At 55.9% G+C, this 17,847-nt stretch carries 13 protein-coding genes; 3 read left to right on the plus strand and 10 right to left on the minus strand.

Translation table 11 applies throughout. The annotated features are described in order from the left end of the window. Positions 1–299 precede the first annotated feature (299 nt). Positions 300–1,997 carry a mucoidy inhibitor MuiA family protein gene (locus EV681_RS08770; RefSeq protein WP_130303751.1) on the plus strand — a complete coding sequence of 566 codons (1,698 nt, stop codon included), beginning with the start codon at positions 300–302 and terminating at the stop codon, positions 1,995–1,997. A 256-nt stretch (positions 1,998–2,253) separates the two neighbouring features. On the opposite strand, the gene EV681_RS08775 is transcribed toward EV681_RS08770, so the two are convergent. The 5 genes from EV681_RS08775 to EV681_RS08795 all read right to left on the minus strand — a co-directional run bounded on the left by EV681_RS08775 (position 2,254) and on the right by EV681_RS08795 (position 7,914). After that, positions 2,254–3,240 (minus strand): tripartite tricarboxylate transporter substrate binding protein BugD, encoded by a 987-nt coding sequence (locus tag EV681_RS08775; protein WP_128394465.1) that lies wholly within the window; start codon positions 3,238–3,240, stop codon positions 2,254–2,256. 649 nt (positions 3,241–3,889) lie between these two features. Continuing rightward, positions 3,890–4,582, minus strand: coding sequence for a Bax inhibitor-1/YccA family protein (locus tag EV681_RS08780; RefSeq protein ID WP_014750369.1), 693 nt, complete (start codon positions 4,580–4,582; stop codon positions 3,890–3,892). A 122-nt stretch (positions 4,583–4,704) separates the two neighbouring features. Continuing rightward, on the minus strand, positions 4,705–5,925 hold the full coding sequence (locus EV681_RS08785) for a hypothetical protein (protein WP_128394464.1): 1,221 nt from the start codon (positions 5,923–5,925) through the stop codon (positions 4,705–4,707). 35 nt (positions 5,926–5,960) lie between these two features. Then, positions 5,961–6,395: a DNA polymerase III subunit chi gene (locus EV681_RS08790; protein ID WP_128394463.1), complete on the minus strand. Its 435-nt coding sequence runs from the start codon at positions 6,393–6,395 to the stop codon at positions 5,961–5,963. Next, on the minus strand, positions 6,385–7,914 hold the full coding sequence (locus EV681_RS08795; RefSeq protein WP_128394462.1) for a leucyl aminopeptidase: 1,530 nt from the start codon (positions 7,912–7,914) through the stop codon (positions 6,385–6,387). Before EV681_RS08795 ends, EV681_RS08790 begins: the two co-directional genes overlap by 11 nt. A 56-nt stretch (positions 7,915–7,970) precedes the next feature. Between EV681_RS08795 and lptF the strand changes: the two genes are divergently transcribed. Both lptF and EV681_RS08805 read left to right on the plus strand, forming a co-directional pair. Continuing rightward, complete coding sequence (lptF, locus tag EV681_RS08800) at positions 7,971–9,077, plus strand: LPS export ABC transporter permease LptF (RefSeq protein WP_128394461.1); 1,107 nt, start codon at positions 7,971–7,973, stop codon at positions 9,075–9,077. Between the two features lie 242 nt (positions 9,078–9,319). Then, positions 9,320–10,309 (plus strand): CysB family HTH-type transcriptional regulator, encoded by a 990-nt coding sequence (locus EV681_RS08805; protein WP_128394460.1) that lies wholly within the window; start codon positions 9,320–9,322, stop codon positions 10,307–10,309. 311 nt (positions 10,310–10,620) lie between these two features. On the opposite strand, the gene EV681_RS08810 is transcribed toward EV681_RS08805, so the two are convergent. From EV681_RS08810 to EV681_RS08830, 5 genes are all read right to left on the minus strand, one after another. Beyond that, positions 10,621–12,297, minus strand: coding sequence for an AMP-binding protein (locus tag EV681_RS08810; protein ID WP_128394459.1), 1,677 nt, complete (start codon positions 12,295–12,297; stop codon positions 10,621–10,623). A 49-nt stretch (positions 12,298–12,346) separates the two neighbouring features. Next, on the minus strand, positions 12,347–12,925 hold the full coding sequence (locus EV681_RS08815) for a chalcone isomerase family protein (protein WP_165392981.1): 579 nt from the start codon (positions 12,923–12,925) through the stop codon (positions 12,347–12,349). Between the two features lie 109 nt (positions 12,926–13,034). Further along, on the minus strand, positions 13,035–14,504 hold the full coding sequence (locus EV681_RS08820) for an OmpP1/FadL family transporter (RefSeq protein WP_128394457.1): 1,470 nt from the start codon (positions 14,502–14,504) through the stop codon (positions 13,035–13,037). Between the two features lie 123 nt (positions 14,505–14,627). After that, positions 14,628–16,553, minus strand: coding sequence for a 3-hydroxyacyl-CoA dehydrogenase NAD-binding domain-containing protein (locus EV681_RS08825; protein WP_128394456.1), 1,926 nt, complete (start codon positions 16,551–16,553; stop codon positions 14,628–14,630). A 9-nt stretch (positions 16,554–16,562) separates the two neighbouring features. Next, positions 16,563–17,846 (minus strand): acetyl-CoA C-acetyltransferase, encoded by a 1,284-nt coding sequence (locus tag EV681_RS08830; RefSeq protein ID WP_128394455.1) that lies wholly within the window; start codon positions 17,844–17,846, stop codon positions 16,563–16,565. Position 17,847: the final 1 nt, after the last annotated feature.

Raw genomic sequence — 17,847 nt, forward strand, 5'->3', positions numbered from 1 at the left:
CCAATCTCCCAATCTCCCAATCTCCCATTCTCCCATTCTCCCGTTCTCCCGTTCTCCCGTTCTCCCGTTCTCCCGTTCTCCCATTTTCCTGATTCCACCCACCGCCCTCGACCTTTGATAACGCCGGCTCTGGCATTTTCCCGTCACGACATGTTGAATTAGCGATAGTCTGTATACCTGCTTATTGTCGTCAGCGCAAAGGGATGATGACTCAACTACGTATGCGAATTGGTCACAGCTTGACGTTCATTGACGTGAACCTCGGTTATCATTTCAGATAAGACTTCGGGAGAGCATTTATGAGCGCACAACCTTTTCAGTGTAACCGCCCACGTGAGCGTATCACCGGCCGCGCAGGTCGTCCGGATTATGGATTGCACAAGCGAATCGTTGCCGGCACGCTGCTGTTCGCGCTGCATCTGCCGCTCGCGTTTGCCGACACACTCAATGCCGACTCCCATATTGAGAAAGTGACGGTATACCCGGATCGCGCGCTGGTATATCGTGTGGCAAGCCAGCATATTCCGGCGGGCGAGCATGAATTGGTTTTTGCCAATCTGCCGGCGGAGATGGATGAAAATTCGCTGCAGTTCAATGCCAATGCGGCAGGCGCTGGCGTGCAGATTCTGCATGTTTCCAGCACGCCGGATGTTCGCCAGACGAGCAAAAATGCCGGGGTCAATGAAGTGGCCAGCCAGATCGATGCGCTGGAGCAGCAGATTGCCCGACTGGAGGATCAGATCAAAGTAGACGACACCCAGATCAGTTTCATCCGTAACTACCAGAACGGGCATAGCGTGCAGGTCCGGGACGTTCCACCGCTGTCGCAGGATGCATTTGTTGGCCTGATGTCATTTACCGGCGAGCATCTGGTCAAGGCCATGCAAACGCGGCGTGGCCATTTGCAGGAAAAGGAGCAGTTGCTGGCCCGGCTCAAAGTGCTGGCGCAACGCAAAGAGCAACTGGCGCAAAGCGCTGACAACGAAACGCGCAAAGTCGTGGTGACGCTGCGTGCTGCCGAACCGGCAACCATCAATAGTGTTCTGAGTTATGTGGTCGCCGGCGCTGCCTGGTCGCCGGTCTATGATGCAAGATACGATTCGACTACCGGAAAACTCTCCCTGAATTACTTTGGTCAGATCAGCCAGGATACGTCTGAAGACTGGTCGAATGTGGCCATTACCCTGTCTACCGCGCAGCCGGTAACCGGTGTTTCATTGCCGCAGTTGGAGCCGTGGCGGGTGGACGTTGCAGCGCCGCCTGCACCGGCCCCTGTGCCGCGAATGAGCGCCCGCCAATCAACATTGGCAGCCGGTGCAGCACCTGCGATGGAGATGGCCGATGCAGCAAGCTACGTGCCGGCAAATAGCCAGACCAGTGCAACCAACACCACCTTCGAAGTGCCCGGCAAGCAAACGGTTAAAACAGGCGGCCAGCAACAGCGTGTGGCATTGACCACATTGACGGAAACGGCCGAGCTGTCCTATGAACTTGTTCCGTCTGAGGCGCCTGCTGTATTTGCCACTGTCAAAATGAACAACGCAAAAGACTTTCCTTTGCTGGCCGGTAACGTCAATGCCTTTTTTGATAATGAATTTATTGCTGCATCGGACATGGAGACCGTTTTTCCCAAAGAGCAGCTGGAACTGGCAATGGGCGTGGATCAGGCCATTTCGGTCAAGCGAGAACCGCTGCAGCGTTTTACGGAATCCACGGGTCTGACCGGTAGTGGCGCCCGCCTGACTTACGAGTACAAAACCATCATTCGTAATAACCGTAAGCAGCCGGTTCAGTTGGTATTGCACGACCGGTTTCCGGTCTCGGGCGATGAAAAAATTGATATCAAGCGGCTCGAACCGACAGGTAGTGGCATCGCGCTCAAGGGTGATGGCCGGTATGAGCAGAAGCTGACCCTGGAGGCCGGAGAGGAGCGCACAGTGCTCCTGAAATTCTCCGTCCAGTATCCGAAAAGCCTGGACGTGAGCGGACTGCCATAAAGGCTTTGTCCGGCCGTCGTGATCGGATCAGGCAGTTGTGTCGTACGCCGCTATGACCTTTTTTACGTAAACCATGGCGCAACCCCGAAGGTCATCGCGCGCGCATTAATGTGCAAGCGCGGTTGCAAATAAAAAAGCCGGAGATCAGACTCCGGCTTTGCGGGAAGCAGGGCGTATCCCGCTTTACAGTGCAATCGCACTGGCCTGTCGCGTAACGCGATGAGTCGCGTGCATCAGGCCAGTTTGCGTGGCACCCTTATTGAGGCTTGACGCCTGCTTTTTTGAAGAGCTCAGCCCAGACGGGAATTTGCTCTTTGACTTTGGCGTCCAGCGCTTCCGGGGTTGCCTGTTCAGTCAGTATCGTGGCACCCAGTGCATCCATGCGTTCCTTGAATTTCGGGCTGGCTAACCCATCTTTCAGTGCAGACTGCAATTTAGCAACAACGTCATCCGGTGTTTTTGCGGGTACCCACATACCGTGCCAGATACCAACGTTAAAGTCCTTGAAGCCTTCTTCCTGCATGGTTGGCAGATCAGGCAACTGGGCATTGCGTTTTTCGCTGGTAATGGCATAAGCCTTGACCGTTTTGGCCTTGATATGCTGGGTGGTGTTGGTGGTCTGGTCACACAACAGATCAACCTGTTTGCCCAGCAGGTCATTCATTGCCGGACCGGCACCTTTATATGGCACGGTCAGCAGTTTTACGCCAAGGGCGTCCATCAGCATGGTGCCGCAAAGATGGCTGGCCGCGCCAACACCCGCGTTGGCCAGGGTGACTTTGTCCTGATTGGCTTTCAGATACTCAACCAGTTCTTTCATATTGTTTGCCGGAAAATCGGCGCGGGCCACCAGTGTCATTGGTACGTCGACCACCAGGCCAACAGGCCGGAAGCTTTTCTCGGGATCGTAACCGAGTCGCTTATACAAAGATGGTGCTGTAGAAAAGCCAATGTGCATGAGCAGGATGTCGTAACCATCAGGTTTGGCGTTGGCGACCTGCGTGGTGCCGATCGTGCCGCCGGCACCGGCCTTGTTTTCGATCACAACCGTTTGCCCAAGGGATTTTTGCATTGCTTCACCCAGAGAACGGGCGACGTTATCTGTTGGGCCACCCGCGGTAAACGGAATAATCATGGAGACGGGATGGTCAGGATAATCGGCAGCCACGGCGGTGCCTGCTGACATGGCGAAGGCCAGCGCAATATGGCTGAACAGGCGGGCATTTTTCAGTGTGTGTAACATTTGGTTCCTGTATTCTGTTTATTGATTTGAAATCGTTGCGGACGAATCAACGTCCAAGTCTAGTCAGGTTATTGACAGCCGTCACTAGATAATTACCCTTAAATCACTGAAAATAGGGCAAAAATGACAATCTGAAGGGCTTTGTCGGCCAATCGGCAGCGATGCAGTAAGGGGAAATATCAGCTGCGCCTGTATACCATGATCGTTGTGAGTCGATAATCCGGTTGGATGGTGGGGCACGAAATGTTAATAATTGTTAAGTTTGAAATGCGGGATTTAGGCGTTCAGACGACTGTCTGAAGGCAGTCCACATTTGCCTGTTTTACAAAGAAAGAATGTAAACGCTGCTTTAAATGGAAGTGAAAACGTCTATTTTTATATAAGACTTGTCATACAGCGTGACTCACTCTAAAAGCGTGTCTCAGCATAAAAGCGTATCTCCTCATATAACGGCGCTTTCTTCAAATAAAAGGTAAAGCGTACGCGGTCGTGCAACGTGTGCCTGACTGCACAAGTACATTTTGACAGGCAAGAAAAAACCGCTATCACGGTTTGTGCGTGGTAGCGGTTTTTATTGCTTCGCCCGGTTGCCGGGAGCGGTCTTGATCGACCTGCAATACCTGCGCCTTGCAGATCGCAGGCCTGGCGTTTACTCGCGGCTGCCGCCGAATATACCCAGCAGGGCCAGCAGATTGGCGAACACGTTATAGATATCCAGGTAAATGGCCAGCGCTGCCGAAATATAGTTGGTTTCGCCGCCATTGACTACGCGCTGCACATCAACCAGCATGAAGGCCGAGAAGATGACCACGGCCAGAATGGAAATGGTCAGGACAAGCGCCGGGATCTGCAGGAAGATATTGGCTACGGCTGCCAGCAGCAGGACGATCGCGCCAATGAACAGCGTTTTCTGCATACCGGTGAAGTCACGCTTGCTGGTGGTGGCAATGGTCGCCATGGCACCAAAGATGATTGCAGTACCGCCGAAGGCGAGCATAATCAGTTGCGCGCCGTTACGGAAATCGAGCACGTGACCGATCAGGCGTGACAGCATCATGCCCATGAAAAATGTGAAGAGCAGCAGCAGGCCAACGCCCAGCGAACTGTTCTTGTTCTTTTCGATGGCGAACATCAGACCGAAGGCGCCCACCAGAAAGACGATGGTGGATATGCCCGGAGCGAGTATCGCGTTCAGATTCAGTTGCAACGCGAGGGCTGCGCCCAGTACGGTGGGGATAAGGGAAGCAGCAAGCAACCAGTAAGTATTGCGCAATACACGATTGCGCACCACCTGGCCGGGTGCATAGCCTTCCTGAGGTAGAGTCTGGCGCAAGTCAGTCATGGTCTCTCCAATAACAAGTCAATTTTCATTAATTTCAGTATACATCAGACTGCAATTTAATCTGACAGTTCCCTGAATTTTACCTGAAATGCGAAAAATTCAACAGCAGCTGTCAATAGGTATCAATGGTCGTGGCGATACTTGGCGATAATTTCCGGGATTTCTTCCAGCAGACGTCGTTTCAGATATTCATGCGATTCATCCAGCAGTTCTGTCACCAACGCGTCAATTTCCGCCTGCATGTCTGCTGCCGGATCCGAGTGCCGGGAAGCCGCCGGCGCTGTTATGGAGGCCAGGGCATCGGGGCGGGATGGCGCCCGGAACAGCGAGGCATCAAAGGTGGGTCGTCCGGCGGTAGGCTGGATTCTGTTGAGCGTGAAATCGGCCTGGGCCGCCTGGCTGAACGCGTCGTTTTCGTCATCAGACCAGACGTACAATTCCGGTTTGCTGTGATGGCCCTGAGCACCCCGGGCCGTATTCAGAAACGGCGCATAGTCGTCCTGTGTTGGGTGTCCCGGGAAGACGGATGGCGATGCCGGTGTTCCACCGGCGCCGGATAGCGAAGAAGGCGAAGATGCGGCGCCCGGGTAGGAGGGTGCTGCGCCTGATTGGCCTGCTGCTGGCGCCGTGGCTGCAGTGCTGCTTTGAGGTGAACTGGCCGAAGCCGGCTGGCCAGCTTCTGGCTGCCATCGGTAAGGCGCGCCGGAAACCTGCTTGCCTAGATAAGGTTCTTGTGCAGGCCGGGCGTTCAGGCCACGATCAGGCGGCAATGGCGCACTGGCGGCGGACGATTGGCTTGTTGCCTGGACCGTTGCCTGTGCTGGGGCCGGTCTCGCGTGGCGCGATTCATCCGACTGCCATCCAGGGCTGACAGCGGCGCTCGCCGCAGACTTGCTACCCGGATAGGGTGCCTGTGCGGGCCGGGGCGACGTTGCAGCACCAAATGGCGGTACTTGCGCGGGGCGCTGCGTAGGCATCAGCACCGGCATGTCGTCGGCCTCATCCTGCCAGGCTGGCGTGCTCTGCACAGACGCCTGACGCCGTGGCTCCATTGGTGGCGGGGGAATATGGACGGCACCAGCATGTTCCGGTTGCCGAACGGGCATCGGGTTATCGGCTCGGCCTGGCGAGGCTGCCTGCTGGCGGTTTGCCGGCGTGCTGCCAATCGTTGGGCCGGTCGCCGACTGTGTTGATGCAGGCGGCTCGGGCAGCAGAACCGGGATATCATCATCAACCGGCGCCTGATCAGATCGGGCGTCGATTGAATGCAGATCCAGATGCGGTTCCTTCGCCTCAGGGACCGATAGCGTATGGTCTGGGCGTTTTCTGAAAGTAATGGACATAGAGAGAGACTCCTTGCAACGAGTCGGCCAGCGTATCAGTGGCTCGATATATTATGAGCCCTGACATCATGGCCGGCAGCGGTATATTGTTTGAAGCGCAACCGGGCCGCAGCCTTGTCCTGTTCGTGATTGGAGACAATTTCCAGCAATCGCACGAAGCCTTCAGTGTCAGGCGGGCAGACCAGGTCCAGATTCAGCAGCCAGGGGACGGGGGCGCCGTCCTGCAGCGCCTGCGCCGGGCTGTTGCGGGTTACCCGTACCGGACTGTCTGCCGGTGTGTCCGGTCCTACTTCATCATGCGGAATAAAGAGCGTATCTTCCAGAGCCCAAAGCTTGCGCGAGAACACGGCCAGCCGCCTGGGATCTGTGCAATAAATCAGGACCGGCTGGCCGGCCTGATATTGCTTGCGCACGACGTCGCAGGCCATGCCAAGCCGGTCTGCCGCGCCGAAGGCAAAATCAATGCGCATTCGCTTGGGCCTGCCGTTCAATCAAAAACTGGCAAAGCATGGGGACCGGGCGTCCGGAGGCGCCTTTGTCCTTGCCGCCCTTGAGCCACGCGGTGCCGGCAATATCCAGATGCGCCCAGCGATAGGCCTTAGTATAGCGCGCCAGAAAACATGCGGCGGTAACCGAGCCGGCAGCGGGACCGCCAATATTGGCCATATCGGCAAAATTGGATTTGAGCAGGTCCTGGTATTCGTCATCCAGCGGCATGCGCCATGCGGTGTCCAGTGCACGCCTGCCTGCGCTCAGCAGGTTGTCTGCAAGTTCGTCGTCGCTGGCATACAGTCCGCTATGGAAATTACCCAAGGCGACAATGCAGGCGCCGGTCAGCGTCGCGATATCCACAACGACAGCGGGTTCGAAGCGCTCTGCGTAAGTGAGGGCGTCACACAGAATAAGCCGGCCCTCGGCATCGGTATTGAGAATCTCGATGGTCTGGCCGGACATGCTGGTAACCACGTCGCCCGGTTTGGTGGCGCGCCCGTTGGGCATGTTTTCTGTTGCCGGAATCAGGCCGATGACTTCGGTGTCCAGTTCCATGTGCGCAAGTGCTTTGAATACGCCCAGCACCGAAGCGGCGCCGCACATATCAAATTTCATTTCATCCATGCCCAGTCCGGGCTTTAAGGAAATGCCCCCTGTGTCAAAGGTCACGCCTTTGCCGACCAGGACAACCGGTCCGTCGGATTTCTGTTTTTTCTTGCTGTCGCCGCGTTCAGGCGAGTACTTGAGCACGATGAAGCGCGGCGGTTGCTCCGAGCCCGCAGCCACCGACAAAAATGCATTCATTTTCAATGCTTCCAGCTGCTTGCGCTCCAGCACTTCTGCTGTAATGGATTTGTGTTCCTTGGCCAATTGTTTTGCCTGATCGCCAAGAAAGGCAGGGGTACACACATTAGCGGGCAGATTGCCCAGTTCGCGTGTCAGGCGCAAGCCTTTGGCGATCGCCGCGCCATGTGCAACGCCTTGCTCGACCTGTTTCTGATCGGGTTTGTCGATCGTGAAAACGAGCTTCTTGAAGGGCGAGGCGGGTGGGCGTTTTGCCTTGCTGAATGTGGCGGTATATTTATAGACGGCGTTGCCGGCGGCGGTTGCGGCCAATTGTGCGCTCTGGCGCAGCGTGGTGGCAGGGCAGGGCTCTTCGAGCAGCGTGGAAACCGCTTCAGTCAGCGAACCATCGCTGCAATAACCGGCAATGGCTGCGTGCGCTTTGGACATCACGTTGCTGTTGAATTTTTCCCTGGCGCCAAGCCCCACCAGCACCACGCGCTCGGCGCGCACGCCGGGCAGGGCGCGCAGGTCGAACAACGTGGCTGCAGCGGCCTTGAACTCCCGTTTGAGTACAGCATCGATGGCGCCGTCAGAGGCGTGGTTGATGAGCTTCGCTGTCTCTCCAAGCACGCCCTCGGTGTACACACCGACGAATAAGACGGCGGTTTTGATTTGTTGAATCGAGCGGCTTGTTTGTGTGTTAAATTCCATGTTGTTTCTACCTTGAGGCGTCGGAAAGATGCCCTCATTATCCCTCATCTTTACTTATGTCGCTATTCAAACGGTCCGTTGTTGCAGAAATCACCAGTCACGGTGGCGTTGTCTTTTCAACGCTGATCATCGTATGGCTGAGTGTGCTGCTGGTGCGTTTGCTCGGTCAGGCTGCTGAAGGGCAGATCGGTGCAGACATCGTATTGGGGATTGCCGCACTCTCGAGCATTACCGCCTTGCCCACCATTTTGTCGGTGGCGCTGTTCATTGCGACCATCACAACCATTTCACGCAATTACAGAGAATCTGAAATGGTAGTCTGGTTTGCCAGTGGCGTTTCGCTCAAAGACTGGATTTCGCCGGTATTGCGTGTGGCGCTGCCGGTCTGTGTACTGATCGCCATCCTGACGCTGGAAGTGACCCCCTGGGCTTATCGCCAGATCGAAGAATATCGTCAGCGTTACGAGCAGCGCTCCGATTTGTCCAAGATTACTGCCGGGCAGTTCATCGAATCGGCCGGCGGCGCACGCGTGTTTTTCACCGAAGCTCCCACCAATCCGCAAGATGAGATTGGCGCCGTGTTTGCCCGCGTCCTGGACAGCGACTGGTATACCATCGTGACCTCGAAAAACGCGCGGATCCGTCGCGAAGACAATGGTGACCGCTATGTGGTGTTGGGGCCAGGCAACCGCTATGACATGAAGAGCGACAGCGCCGAATTCCGGATGGTCAGCTTCGACTCCTATACCCTGCGCCTGGAGAACTCCTCAGGCACCAGTGCCGATGAAATCGCCCGGCAGAATGCGCTGAACCAGATGAAATCGCGCCCAACGACCAACCTGATCCAGGATCGCAAGGCGGAAAGCCAGGCCCAGATCATGTGGCGGATTTCCTTGCCGCTGGCCGCCTTGAATCTGGCATTGCTTGCGATCCCGCTGGGCGCGGTCAATCCCCGCCTGGGGCGTTCGGGAGACTTGCTGCTGGCCGGTCTGACAGGGTTGCTCTATATGAATATGATCAATTTGATGCGGGGCTGGATCGGTAACGGAAAAATAGACTTTCTGACCGGGACCCTGTCGCTGCATATCATCGTCCTGGCGCTGTGCCTGTATGCGTTCTATACCCGAATGCGTTTGAAAACCCCAAAAAAATCAGCGGCTTAGTGCCTGCACATATATTCATGTGGTATTTCAGTTGAAATAGACTATATGTATATACCCAATAATTATATAAATACGGTTCGTTATAACTTATAATCCGATAATGCGTATTGCCGCGAGCGGCGACACGCTGTCACCACCAGCGGGTTCCGCGACGGTCCAGGGCTCTCTATGGCCCTCTGTGCTGTTGTTACTGTTCCGGCGTCCCGCCTGCAGCGGTCAGGTGGATCAAAAAGGCAAGGATAATGAATCTACAGCAATTTCGTTTTATACGTGAAACCATCAGGCGCAACTACAATCTGACCGAGGCGTCCAGAATTTTGTTCACCTCGCAGCCGGGTGTATCCAAGGCGATCATCGAATTTGAAGATGAGCTGGGCGTCAAGGTTTTCGAACGCCACGGCAAACGCATCAAAGGCCTGACCAAACCCGGACAGGCGGTGGCCAGCATTATCGAGCGCATCATGATTGAGGTCGATAATCTGAAGAAAGTCAGCGATGAATTTGCGCGTCGCGACGAGGGCAGCCTGGTCATTGCATGTACGCATACGCAGGCACGCTATTTTCTGCCCCGGTTCATCCCCGAATTCAGGCGCCGCTTTCCCAAGGTTCATGTTTCCCTGGCCGAGGGCAGCCCGTTGCAACTGGCGCAAATGGTGTTGCAGGAACAGGCTGACATTGCGCTGGCCACTGAATCGTTGTCCGAAGTGACCGGCCTGGCGACCTTGCCGTGCTATAGCTGGGAGCATACCCTGGTGGTCAAGCCCGATCACCCGCTGACGGAACTGACTTCATCGCAGGCAAAAAACCTGTCTCTGGAACAGATTGCCCAATTTCCCATCATCACTTATGATCGGGCTTTTTCCGGGCGCACGTCGATTGATCAGGCTTTTGCCAGTAAAGGACTCAAGCCGGACATCGTTCTGGAAGCCATTGACGCTGATGTGATCAAAACCTATGTTGATGTGGAAATGGGTATCGGCATCATCGCCGGCGTGGCTTTTGACCCTCGGCGCGACTCCGGTTTTGTGGGCATTCCGGTAGGCCATCTTTTTGGCACGCATATCACCCGTATCGGCCTGAAAAGCGGCGTATTCCTGCGTGATTATGTGTACGATTTCCTGGCCATGCTGACACCGGAATTAAGTCGCGATGCGGTCGAGGCAGCAGTCAATTCCAATGGCTCGAGCGATACAGATAACGACTATGCCCCGCCGTTGCGCCGGGTATCTTAGAGTTAAAGCCACGAAATACGGCAGGCGTCCCTGGTGTCGCCGACTGGCATGACAAGGGCGCTGCGATCCTATCAATCAAACAGCCCCGAAGGCTGTGAACTACACCCCACAAATTGGATATCAATCCAGTCCTTTGGGTGGAGAAGGTTTCATCTTCTGGACACGACGTTAAGAGAGAATGCTTAACGTCGTGTCCAGTTTTTGTCACCTCTTCAGGGGTGTTTTTTTATGCATTATGCAGGCGAGGGGGCATCGGGCCTTTTTCAATCGTCCCCCGAAGGCGCGCCTTCTTTATTCTCAAGTCCCTGACTTCAGTTCTTTTCGGGCGCCTGCTTTAATTCGCGCTTGAGAATCTTGCCCACCGCAGACTTGGGCAACTCATCACGGAACTCAACAATCTTCGGCACTTTATAGCCGGTCAGCTCGGTTCTGCAAAAATCGATCAGTGCTTTTTCAGTAAGCGAGGCATCCTTGCGCACGACCACGATCTTGACCACTTCGCCGGATGCGCCGTTTTCAGCACCAATAGCGGCTACCTCGCTGACCCCCGGGTGAGAAGCCACGACTTCTTCGATTTCGGAGGGATAGACATTGAATCCGGAGACAATGATCAGTTCTTTTTTGCGATCGACCAGGAAGATATATCCGTCCTCGTTGATATACCCCATGTCGCCGGTGCGCAGGAATCCATCAGGCTCAAACGCTTTCTGGGTTTCTGCTTCCTTGTTCCAGTATTGCCGCATGACTTGTGGTCCCTTGACGCACAGTTCCCCGGTTTCGTTGATGGCCAGCTCCTTGCCCTGGTCATCGCGGATCGAAATGTCAGTAGAAGGAACCGGCAGGCCGATCGAGCCATTGAATTCATTCAAGTCCAAGGGGTTGATGGTGACCGCCGGCGACGTTTCGGTTAGTCCGTAAGCCTGTGTTAGCGGTCTGCCGGTTACTTGTTTCCAGCGTTCGGCCACGGGGCGCTGCACGGCCATGCCACCGCCGAGCGTCAGCTTCAGATGCTCAAACGATACCGATTTGAAATCGGCATTGTTCAACAGCGCATTAAACAGCGTGTTGACGCCGGTAAAAGCGGTAAACGGATACTTGCGCAATTCTTTGATAAAGCCGGGAATATCGCGGGGGTTCAGAATCAGCAGATTGGTTGCGCCCAGGCGAATGAAAGTAAGGCAATTGGCAGTGAGCGCGAAGATATGATAAAGCGGCAGGGCAGTAACCACAAAATCGTTGTTATTGCCCTTGGCATAGGGTTTGACCCAGGCGTAGGCCTGGCATAGATTGGCCACCAGGTTGCCGTGGCTGAGCACCGCACCTTTGGCCACACCGGTCGTTCCTCCGGTGTATTGCAGGAACGCCATGTCTGAATGATCCAGGCTGACCGGCCTGAAGTCGTCGACGTTGGTGCGCTTCATGATATCGGCAAAGCGAATATGACCGGGCAGGGACCAGGCCGGAACCATTTTCTTCACATGGCGTACGATCATATTCAGCAGCAGCCCCTTGATCGTGCCAAGCATGTCGCCCAGCGTGGTTACCACCACATGCTTCAGGTCAGGCAGCGCCGGTCTGGCCACTTCAAGCGTATGCGCAAAGTTCTCTACGACGACCACAAACTCGGCCTGGGCATCCTTGAGCTGATGTTCCAGTTCGCGGGCCGTATATAGGGGATTGCAATTGACCACTGTGCATCCGGCCAGCAGGGTGCCAAACAGCGCGACCGGATATTGCAGGATATTGGGCATCATGAGGGCGACGCGTGTGCCCCGCGTGGCGCCCTGTTCCTGCAACCAGGCAGCAAAGCGACGGGCTGCCTCATGCAACTGCGCATAGCTCAGGGACTGTCCCATGGATATATACGCGGTCGAGCCGGCGTAGCGTTCGCAGCTTTCATTGAACAGTTCCGCCAGTGAGGCATAGTCGTCTATATTGATTTCTGCCGGAACGCCTTTTGGATAATTTTTTAGCCAGATTTTTTCCATGTCTTATCCTGGGAGTAAAAGGACCATAAACCAACGCCGTACCCCGGCGTCAACCCGCACCGAGCAACGCCCGCTTCAACGATGGCTGGGCAGGGTCATTGCCCAGCCATACGGCAAGCAGTGCCTGTGCAAAGCCCGCGTCATCGACCGCGCCTTGTTGTCCACCCAGCGCCAACACCGACACCTGCGAGCCGGAAAAGATAAGGTCAATCACGCTGCCTCTTTTAAGGCTTTTCTGTTTGAGCAGCAGGTCGGCAAACTGTCGGGCAGACGGCTGTATCGCTTGCCACTGGCTTGTATTGGTATTGTCTCGTAATCCTTCATTTAATGCATCGGCCAGGTCAGTGCTGTCAATGTCGCGTAACAGTACCAGCCTCATGGCACGCGGCGCGGTACTGCTGATAAGCGCCTGCGCCTGGTCGGTTTTTTTACCAGTGTACAACGCCGCCAGATATACGTCGAATACCACCTTCTTGCGAATACCGGCGCCATTGAGGACCAGCTGTGTGTTGCCGACATGCAGCGTGTCAGGTACGGTGTGTCCGTCCACGGTTCGGGCGTTGGCGTCCAGGACCAGGGTCGACAGAATGACAAGCACGGCGGCCAGAAAAGATGCGTTGAATTTCATTGTTTGTCTCCGAATAAAATTCTTGTTGCGGTGCAGTCCACCGTGCATGGCGCGAAGCAAATCCGAACCATGCACGATGCTTCCTGCAGCCGTTACAGCCGGTGCCTTGTCAGAAGCGGTGCGAGACCTGCAGGCCGAAAATATGGCCATGGGACTTGTAGCTGCCGCTCAGACGCCCGTACTGCGCAAGGTTGCCGTCGTTGGTATTGTCTACATGCGATTTTTTCAGATACATATAGCTGTAGCCAACATCGATTGCGGTATTTTCCGTAGGCTTATATTGCGCGCCTACGGAGAGCCAATAGCGGTCGTTGTCCGGTAACGAGGCCGGGCGGTGCTCCGCGGAGCGCACCGGCGACTGATCCCAGGCCACACCGGCTTTCAGCTTCCATTGTGGCGCCACCTGATACATGGCACCCACAGCTATGCGCCAGGAGTCCTTAAACCTCAGATCCAGACTGGCGTCGGGCAAGGTGTCACTTTGGATGGTCAACTTCGGCAGGCTGCTCCAGCCGGTCCACTGGATGTCGCCCAGCAGTTCCCAGCGTGGGCTGATGCGTTGATACACGCTGAGCAGTGCCGTATCGGGAAGTGTCACACTGGCGCTGGATGAAGAGGTCAGCGATCCCGGTACGAGGCTGTAGATTTCCTGCAACTGTGCGGGCATCGCGCCAATCATGGCGGCCGATGGGCGGTGAATATCCACGTCGGTGTCGCCCGTCGCTTTGTACTTGATACGGGAGCGGTAGGACAAGCCGATGCGCGTGTCTTCGCTGGGATGGAACATGACGCCGATATTCCAGCCCAGGGCCGTATCATTCATTTTGACCCTGGCCTCGCCATCCAAAATAGGACCGTACTGATCGCCTGTTGCCTTGCCCATGGCAGCAGCCTGTTGTGCAGGAACACCGGCAGCGATGTACTTTTGCGTAACCGCGCCAGCAACCTGGCTGCGCATGTCAACCACGGTGCTCTTCTCATATTCAGCCTTGATGCGCTGGATATTGATCCCTGCGCCAATCGACCAGGTATCGTTCAGTTTATAGGCGAGCGACGGGTTGAAATTGATGGTTTCGATTTCAAATTTCTTGGAATGGTAGCGGCCCATGAAGCCATCACCATAATCTGTCGCAAGGCCGAAGGGTGCGCCGATGCCCAGCCCGGCGAACAAACGGTCTGATACCTGCCATGAGACATAGGCATTCGGGACAAAAGCGCCGCCCCCTGCGTTATCGCCTTCATCGCCCAACCGGGTGCCGGAGAACTGGGCGTTGGCTGTACCAAAAGCGGCGGGCAGGGAGCTGCGATCATTGCTGAACTTGAACGATGGGATAATGTAGTTGCCACCTACTGATATGTTTAGGCCGGGCAGATTGGTCATGCCGGCTGGGTTGTAGTAAATGGTGGAAGCGTTTTCTGCCACGGCACCACTGCCCGCGTAGGCCACGCCCAGTCCGCTGGCATTCTGTTCCTGCAAGTTAAAGCCAGCGGCATGCACCGCTGTGACGTTTGATATTCCCAGTCCGAGCAATGTTGCGCTCAGAAGCGTCCGCTGGAGTTTATATGTATGTCTCTTCATACGTCCATCCTAAGTGTAAAACTGGTGATTGCTTGTTTAATAGCCTATGGCGTTGCCCCAGGCTGTCAAGTCTTATCACATTTGAAATATATGGGATTTTGTTTTATTCCCCGCTGCATCCTGTCATAGTCCTCCGTTGCTACGTTTGTAATGAATGGGTCCACCTGTAAACGGAGCAAACCCAGTCCCAAATATCACGCCTGCATCGGCAAGATCTGCGTCCTGCACGATGTTGTGCGCAAGTTGTTTTTCGGTCTGTTCTATCAGCGGCTTGATCAGGCGCTGTGCCAGGCCCTGTGGGATGGCTTTGTTGCTGCGTTGATCATGCTTGCGGTCTTTCCATACGTAAAACCCTTCACCGCTTTTGACGCCCAGCTTGCCCTGCGCAATTTTGTTCTGCAGACAGCGCGGCGGATCCTGGCCTTCGGACAATTGTTTGCCCGCAGCCATGGCTATATCCAGGCCAACTGTATCGGCCAGCGCGATCGGTCCCATTGGCATGCCGAACTCAAGCATGGCGGTGTCGATGACTTCGGGGTCGATACCTTCGTCAATGCAACGCATGGCTTGCAACATGTAGGGGGCAAGTACGGCGTTGACCAGAAACCCAGGCGTGTCCTGAACCGGCAGCGGCAGTTTGCCGATTTTGCCGACAAAGGCGGTGGCGGTGTCCAGGGTTTCCTGGGCGATGCCATCGGCGTGCACCACTTCAACCAGTGGCATGCGGGACACGGGATTGAAAAAATGAATACCGACAAAACGTTCGGGGTGGACCAGCACGCTGCGCAACTGCGCGATGGACAGGCTGGATGTGTTGGTGGCCAGAATGGCCCCTTCTTTCATTTTCGGTTCTATTTGCCGATAGAGCGATTGCTTGGCTTGCGGATTTTCACTGATCGCTTCAATGATCAGGTCAGCCGTTGCAATGCCGTGGCCTTCCAGATCAGGAATCAGGCGATCACGCGCCGCCTGCGCGGTATACCTATCCTTGCGGGCATAAGTGGAGACGGCATTTTTGAACGCGCCGGCAATGCGCTGGGCGTCGGTATCCTGCAAGGTGGTTTTTATGCCCTGCAGCGCGCACCAGGCAGCGATGCCGCCGCCCATAACGCCAGCCCCGATGACATGAACATGGTTGACGGCTTTGGCATTGTCTTTTTTGCCGAAAGCCTTGAGCCGCTCCTGCAGGTGAAAGACGCGGATCAGGTTGCGGGTGACATCCGACTGCAGCAGCCGAGTTAGCGCCTGTGGATCGGCCAGCGGATCGCCATCATGTTTTTCCCACAACTGCAACATGGTCAGGGTGGCAGGGTAGTGACCATAAGGATCTTTCTGCTTGACGCTTTTGCGCGCCTGGCCGGCGACCAGCGATTTGAATGGTGCACGATTGAGCAGGCCGGCCAGGCCTTGAGCCCGACGTGCCGGTTTGCCAGAAGTGACCAGGTCTATAGCCGATTTCTCAGCGACCCTGGGAGCAACAAGCAGGTCCACCAAACCGGCAGATTTAGCCTTGCGACCATCCAGCGTGCGGCCGGTCAGCATCATGTTCAGGGCGGTTTGCGGGCCGATCAGACGAGGCAGTCGCATCAGGCCGCCCCAGGCCGGGAAGATACCCAATTTGACTTCAGGCAGCCCGATCACCGGTTTAGGTGAGTCGACCGCGATGCGATAGCGGCAGGCCAGCGCCAGCTCCAATCCACCACCCAGGCAGGGTCCGTGCAGGAGCGTCAGCGTAGGAAAGGACAGTTTTTCAATACGGTTGAATAAATGCCAGCCACGTTCAATCAGCTTACGACCATTGTCAACGTTGTCGACGTTTTGAAACTCCTTGACGTCGGCGCCTGCAATGAAGCCGTTGCGTTTGCCCGAGCGGATGATCAGGGCCTTGGGCGGTGCCGATTCCAGGCTGCCGATGATGTCGGCCAGTTCTTCCATGACGTCGCTGGCCAGCGCATTCATGCTGCGATCCGGGCAGTCGATGGTCAGCCATGCGATATTCTGCGCATCGTTCTGCAGTGTCCAGTTCTGGTATGTTTTCACAGTTGTCATAATTGATCCTTACTGCATGGTTTCGACAAGCATGGCGCCACCCTGGCCGCCACCGATGCAAATAGATGCCATGCCGCGCTTCAGATTACGTGCGCGCAGCGCCTGTAGCAGATGCAACACGATGCGTGCGCCAGAGGCGCCCACCGGATGGCCTATTGCAATGGCCCCGCCATCTACATTCAATTTGTCCTGATCCAGCGAACCCAACGCCGGTATGCCAAAATGGGTCTGGCAGTATTTTTCGCTTTCAAAGGCGCGGATGCAGCCAAGCACCTGCGCAGCAAAGGCTTCGTTGATTTCCCATAGATCCAGGTCGTTCAGGCCAAGGCCATGGCGTTGCAGGATAGGGACACTGGCGTGCACTGGACCCAGGCCCATTTGTGCCGGATCAAGTGCACCCCACTGGGCGTCTACAATGCGACCCAGCGGCTGCAGATTCCATTTACTGACCGCTTCTTCAGAAGCCAGCAATAGTGCGGCGGCGCCATCGGTTACCTGCGAACTGTTGCCTGCGGTTACGTTGCCGCTGGGTTTGTCAAATACCGGTTTGAGCGTCCCCAGCTTGTCTATCGTTGAGTCGCGACGGATACCGTCGTCTTCGGTATAGGCATTGCCCTTGGAATCGATGATGGCGGCAATTTCCGCGAACGCATGACGGTTCTGGCCCGAGATGGCGCGTTCGTGGCTGCGGACACTGAAGGCATCCATCTCGCGGCGTGTGATACCAAATTCCCAGGCCAGGTTTTCTGCGGTTTGTCCCATTGAAATGCCGATGACCGGATCAGTCAGGCCTTTGAGCAGGCCGATAACGGGGGCCAGATTACTCAGCCTGAACTGGCGCAGCAGGCCCAGTTTCTGGCCGGTGGATTTCGCGCTATTCCATTTGGCCAGCCAGTTGACCATCGCATCGGAAAACAGCAAGGGGGCGCGTGATAAGGCGTCGGTGCCGCAAGCGAGCACCAGATCGGAGCGCCCCGTCTGAATATTGGCGCAGGCTGAATCGAGCGCCTGCATGCCCGAGGCGCAGTTGCGCATGACGGTCCAGGCTGGCACATTATGGCCGGTGCCTACGCGCAGGCCGACCACGCGGCCGATATTGGTCTCATCGGGCGTCGGGGCAGCGCAGCCTACAATGACTTCTGACAAGGCGGTTGCCTCCACGGGCTGGCGCAGCAGCAGGGCGCGGCCGGCCTGCACGGCCAGATCGCCTGCAGAAAAAGGCCCGGGGCCGCCCCGCACTTTCAGAAAGGGTGTTCTGGCACCATCGACGACATAAACAGGTTTGAATGTCATG

The organism is Advenella incenata (assembly GCF_004217095.1).
In the GTDB taxonomy this organism is placed as follows: Bacteria; Pseudomonadota; Gammaproteobacteria; order Burkholderiales; family Burkholderiaceae_B; genus Advenella; species Advenella incenata.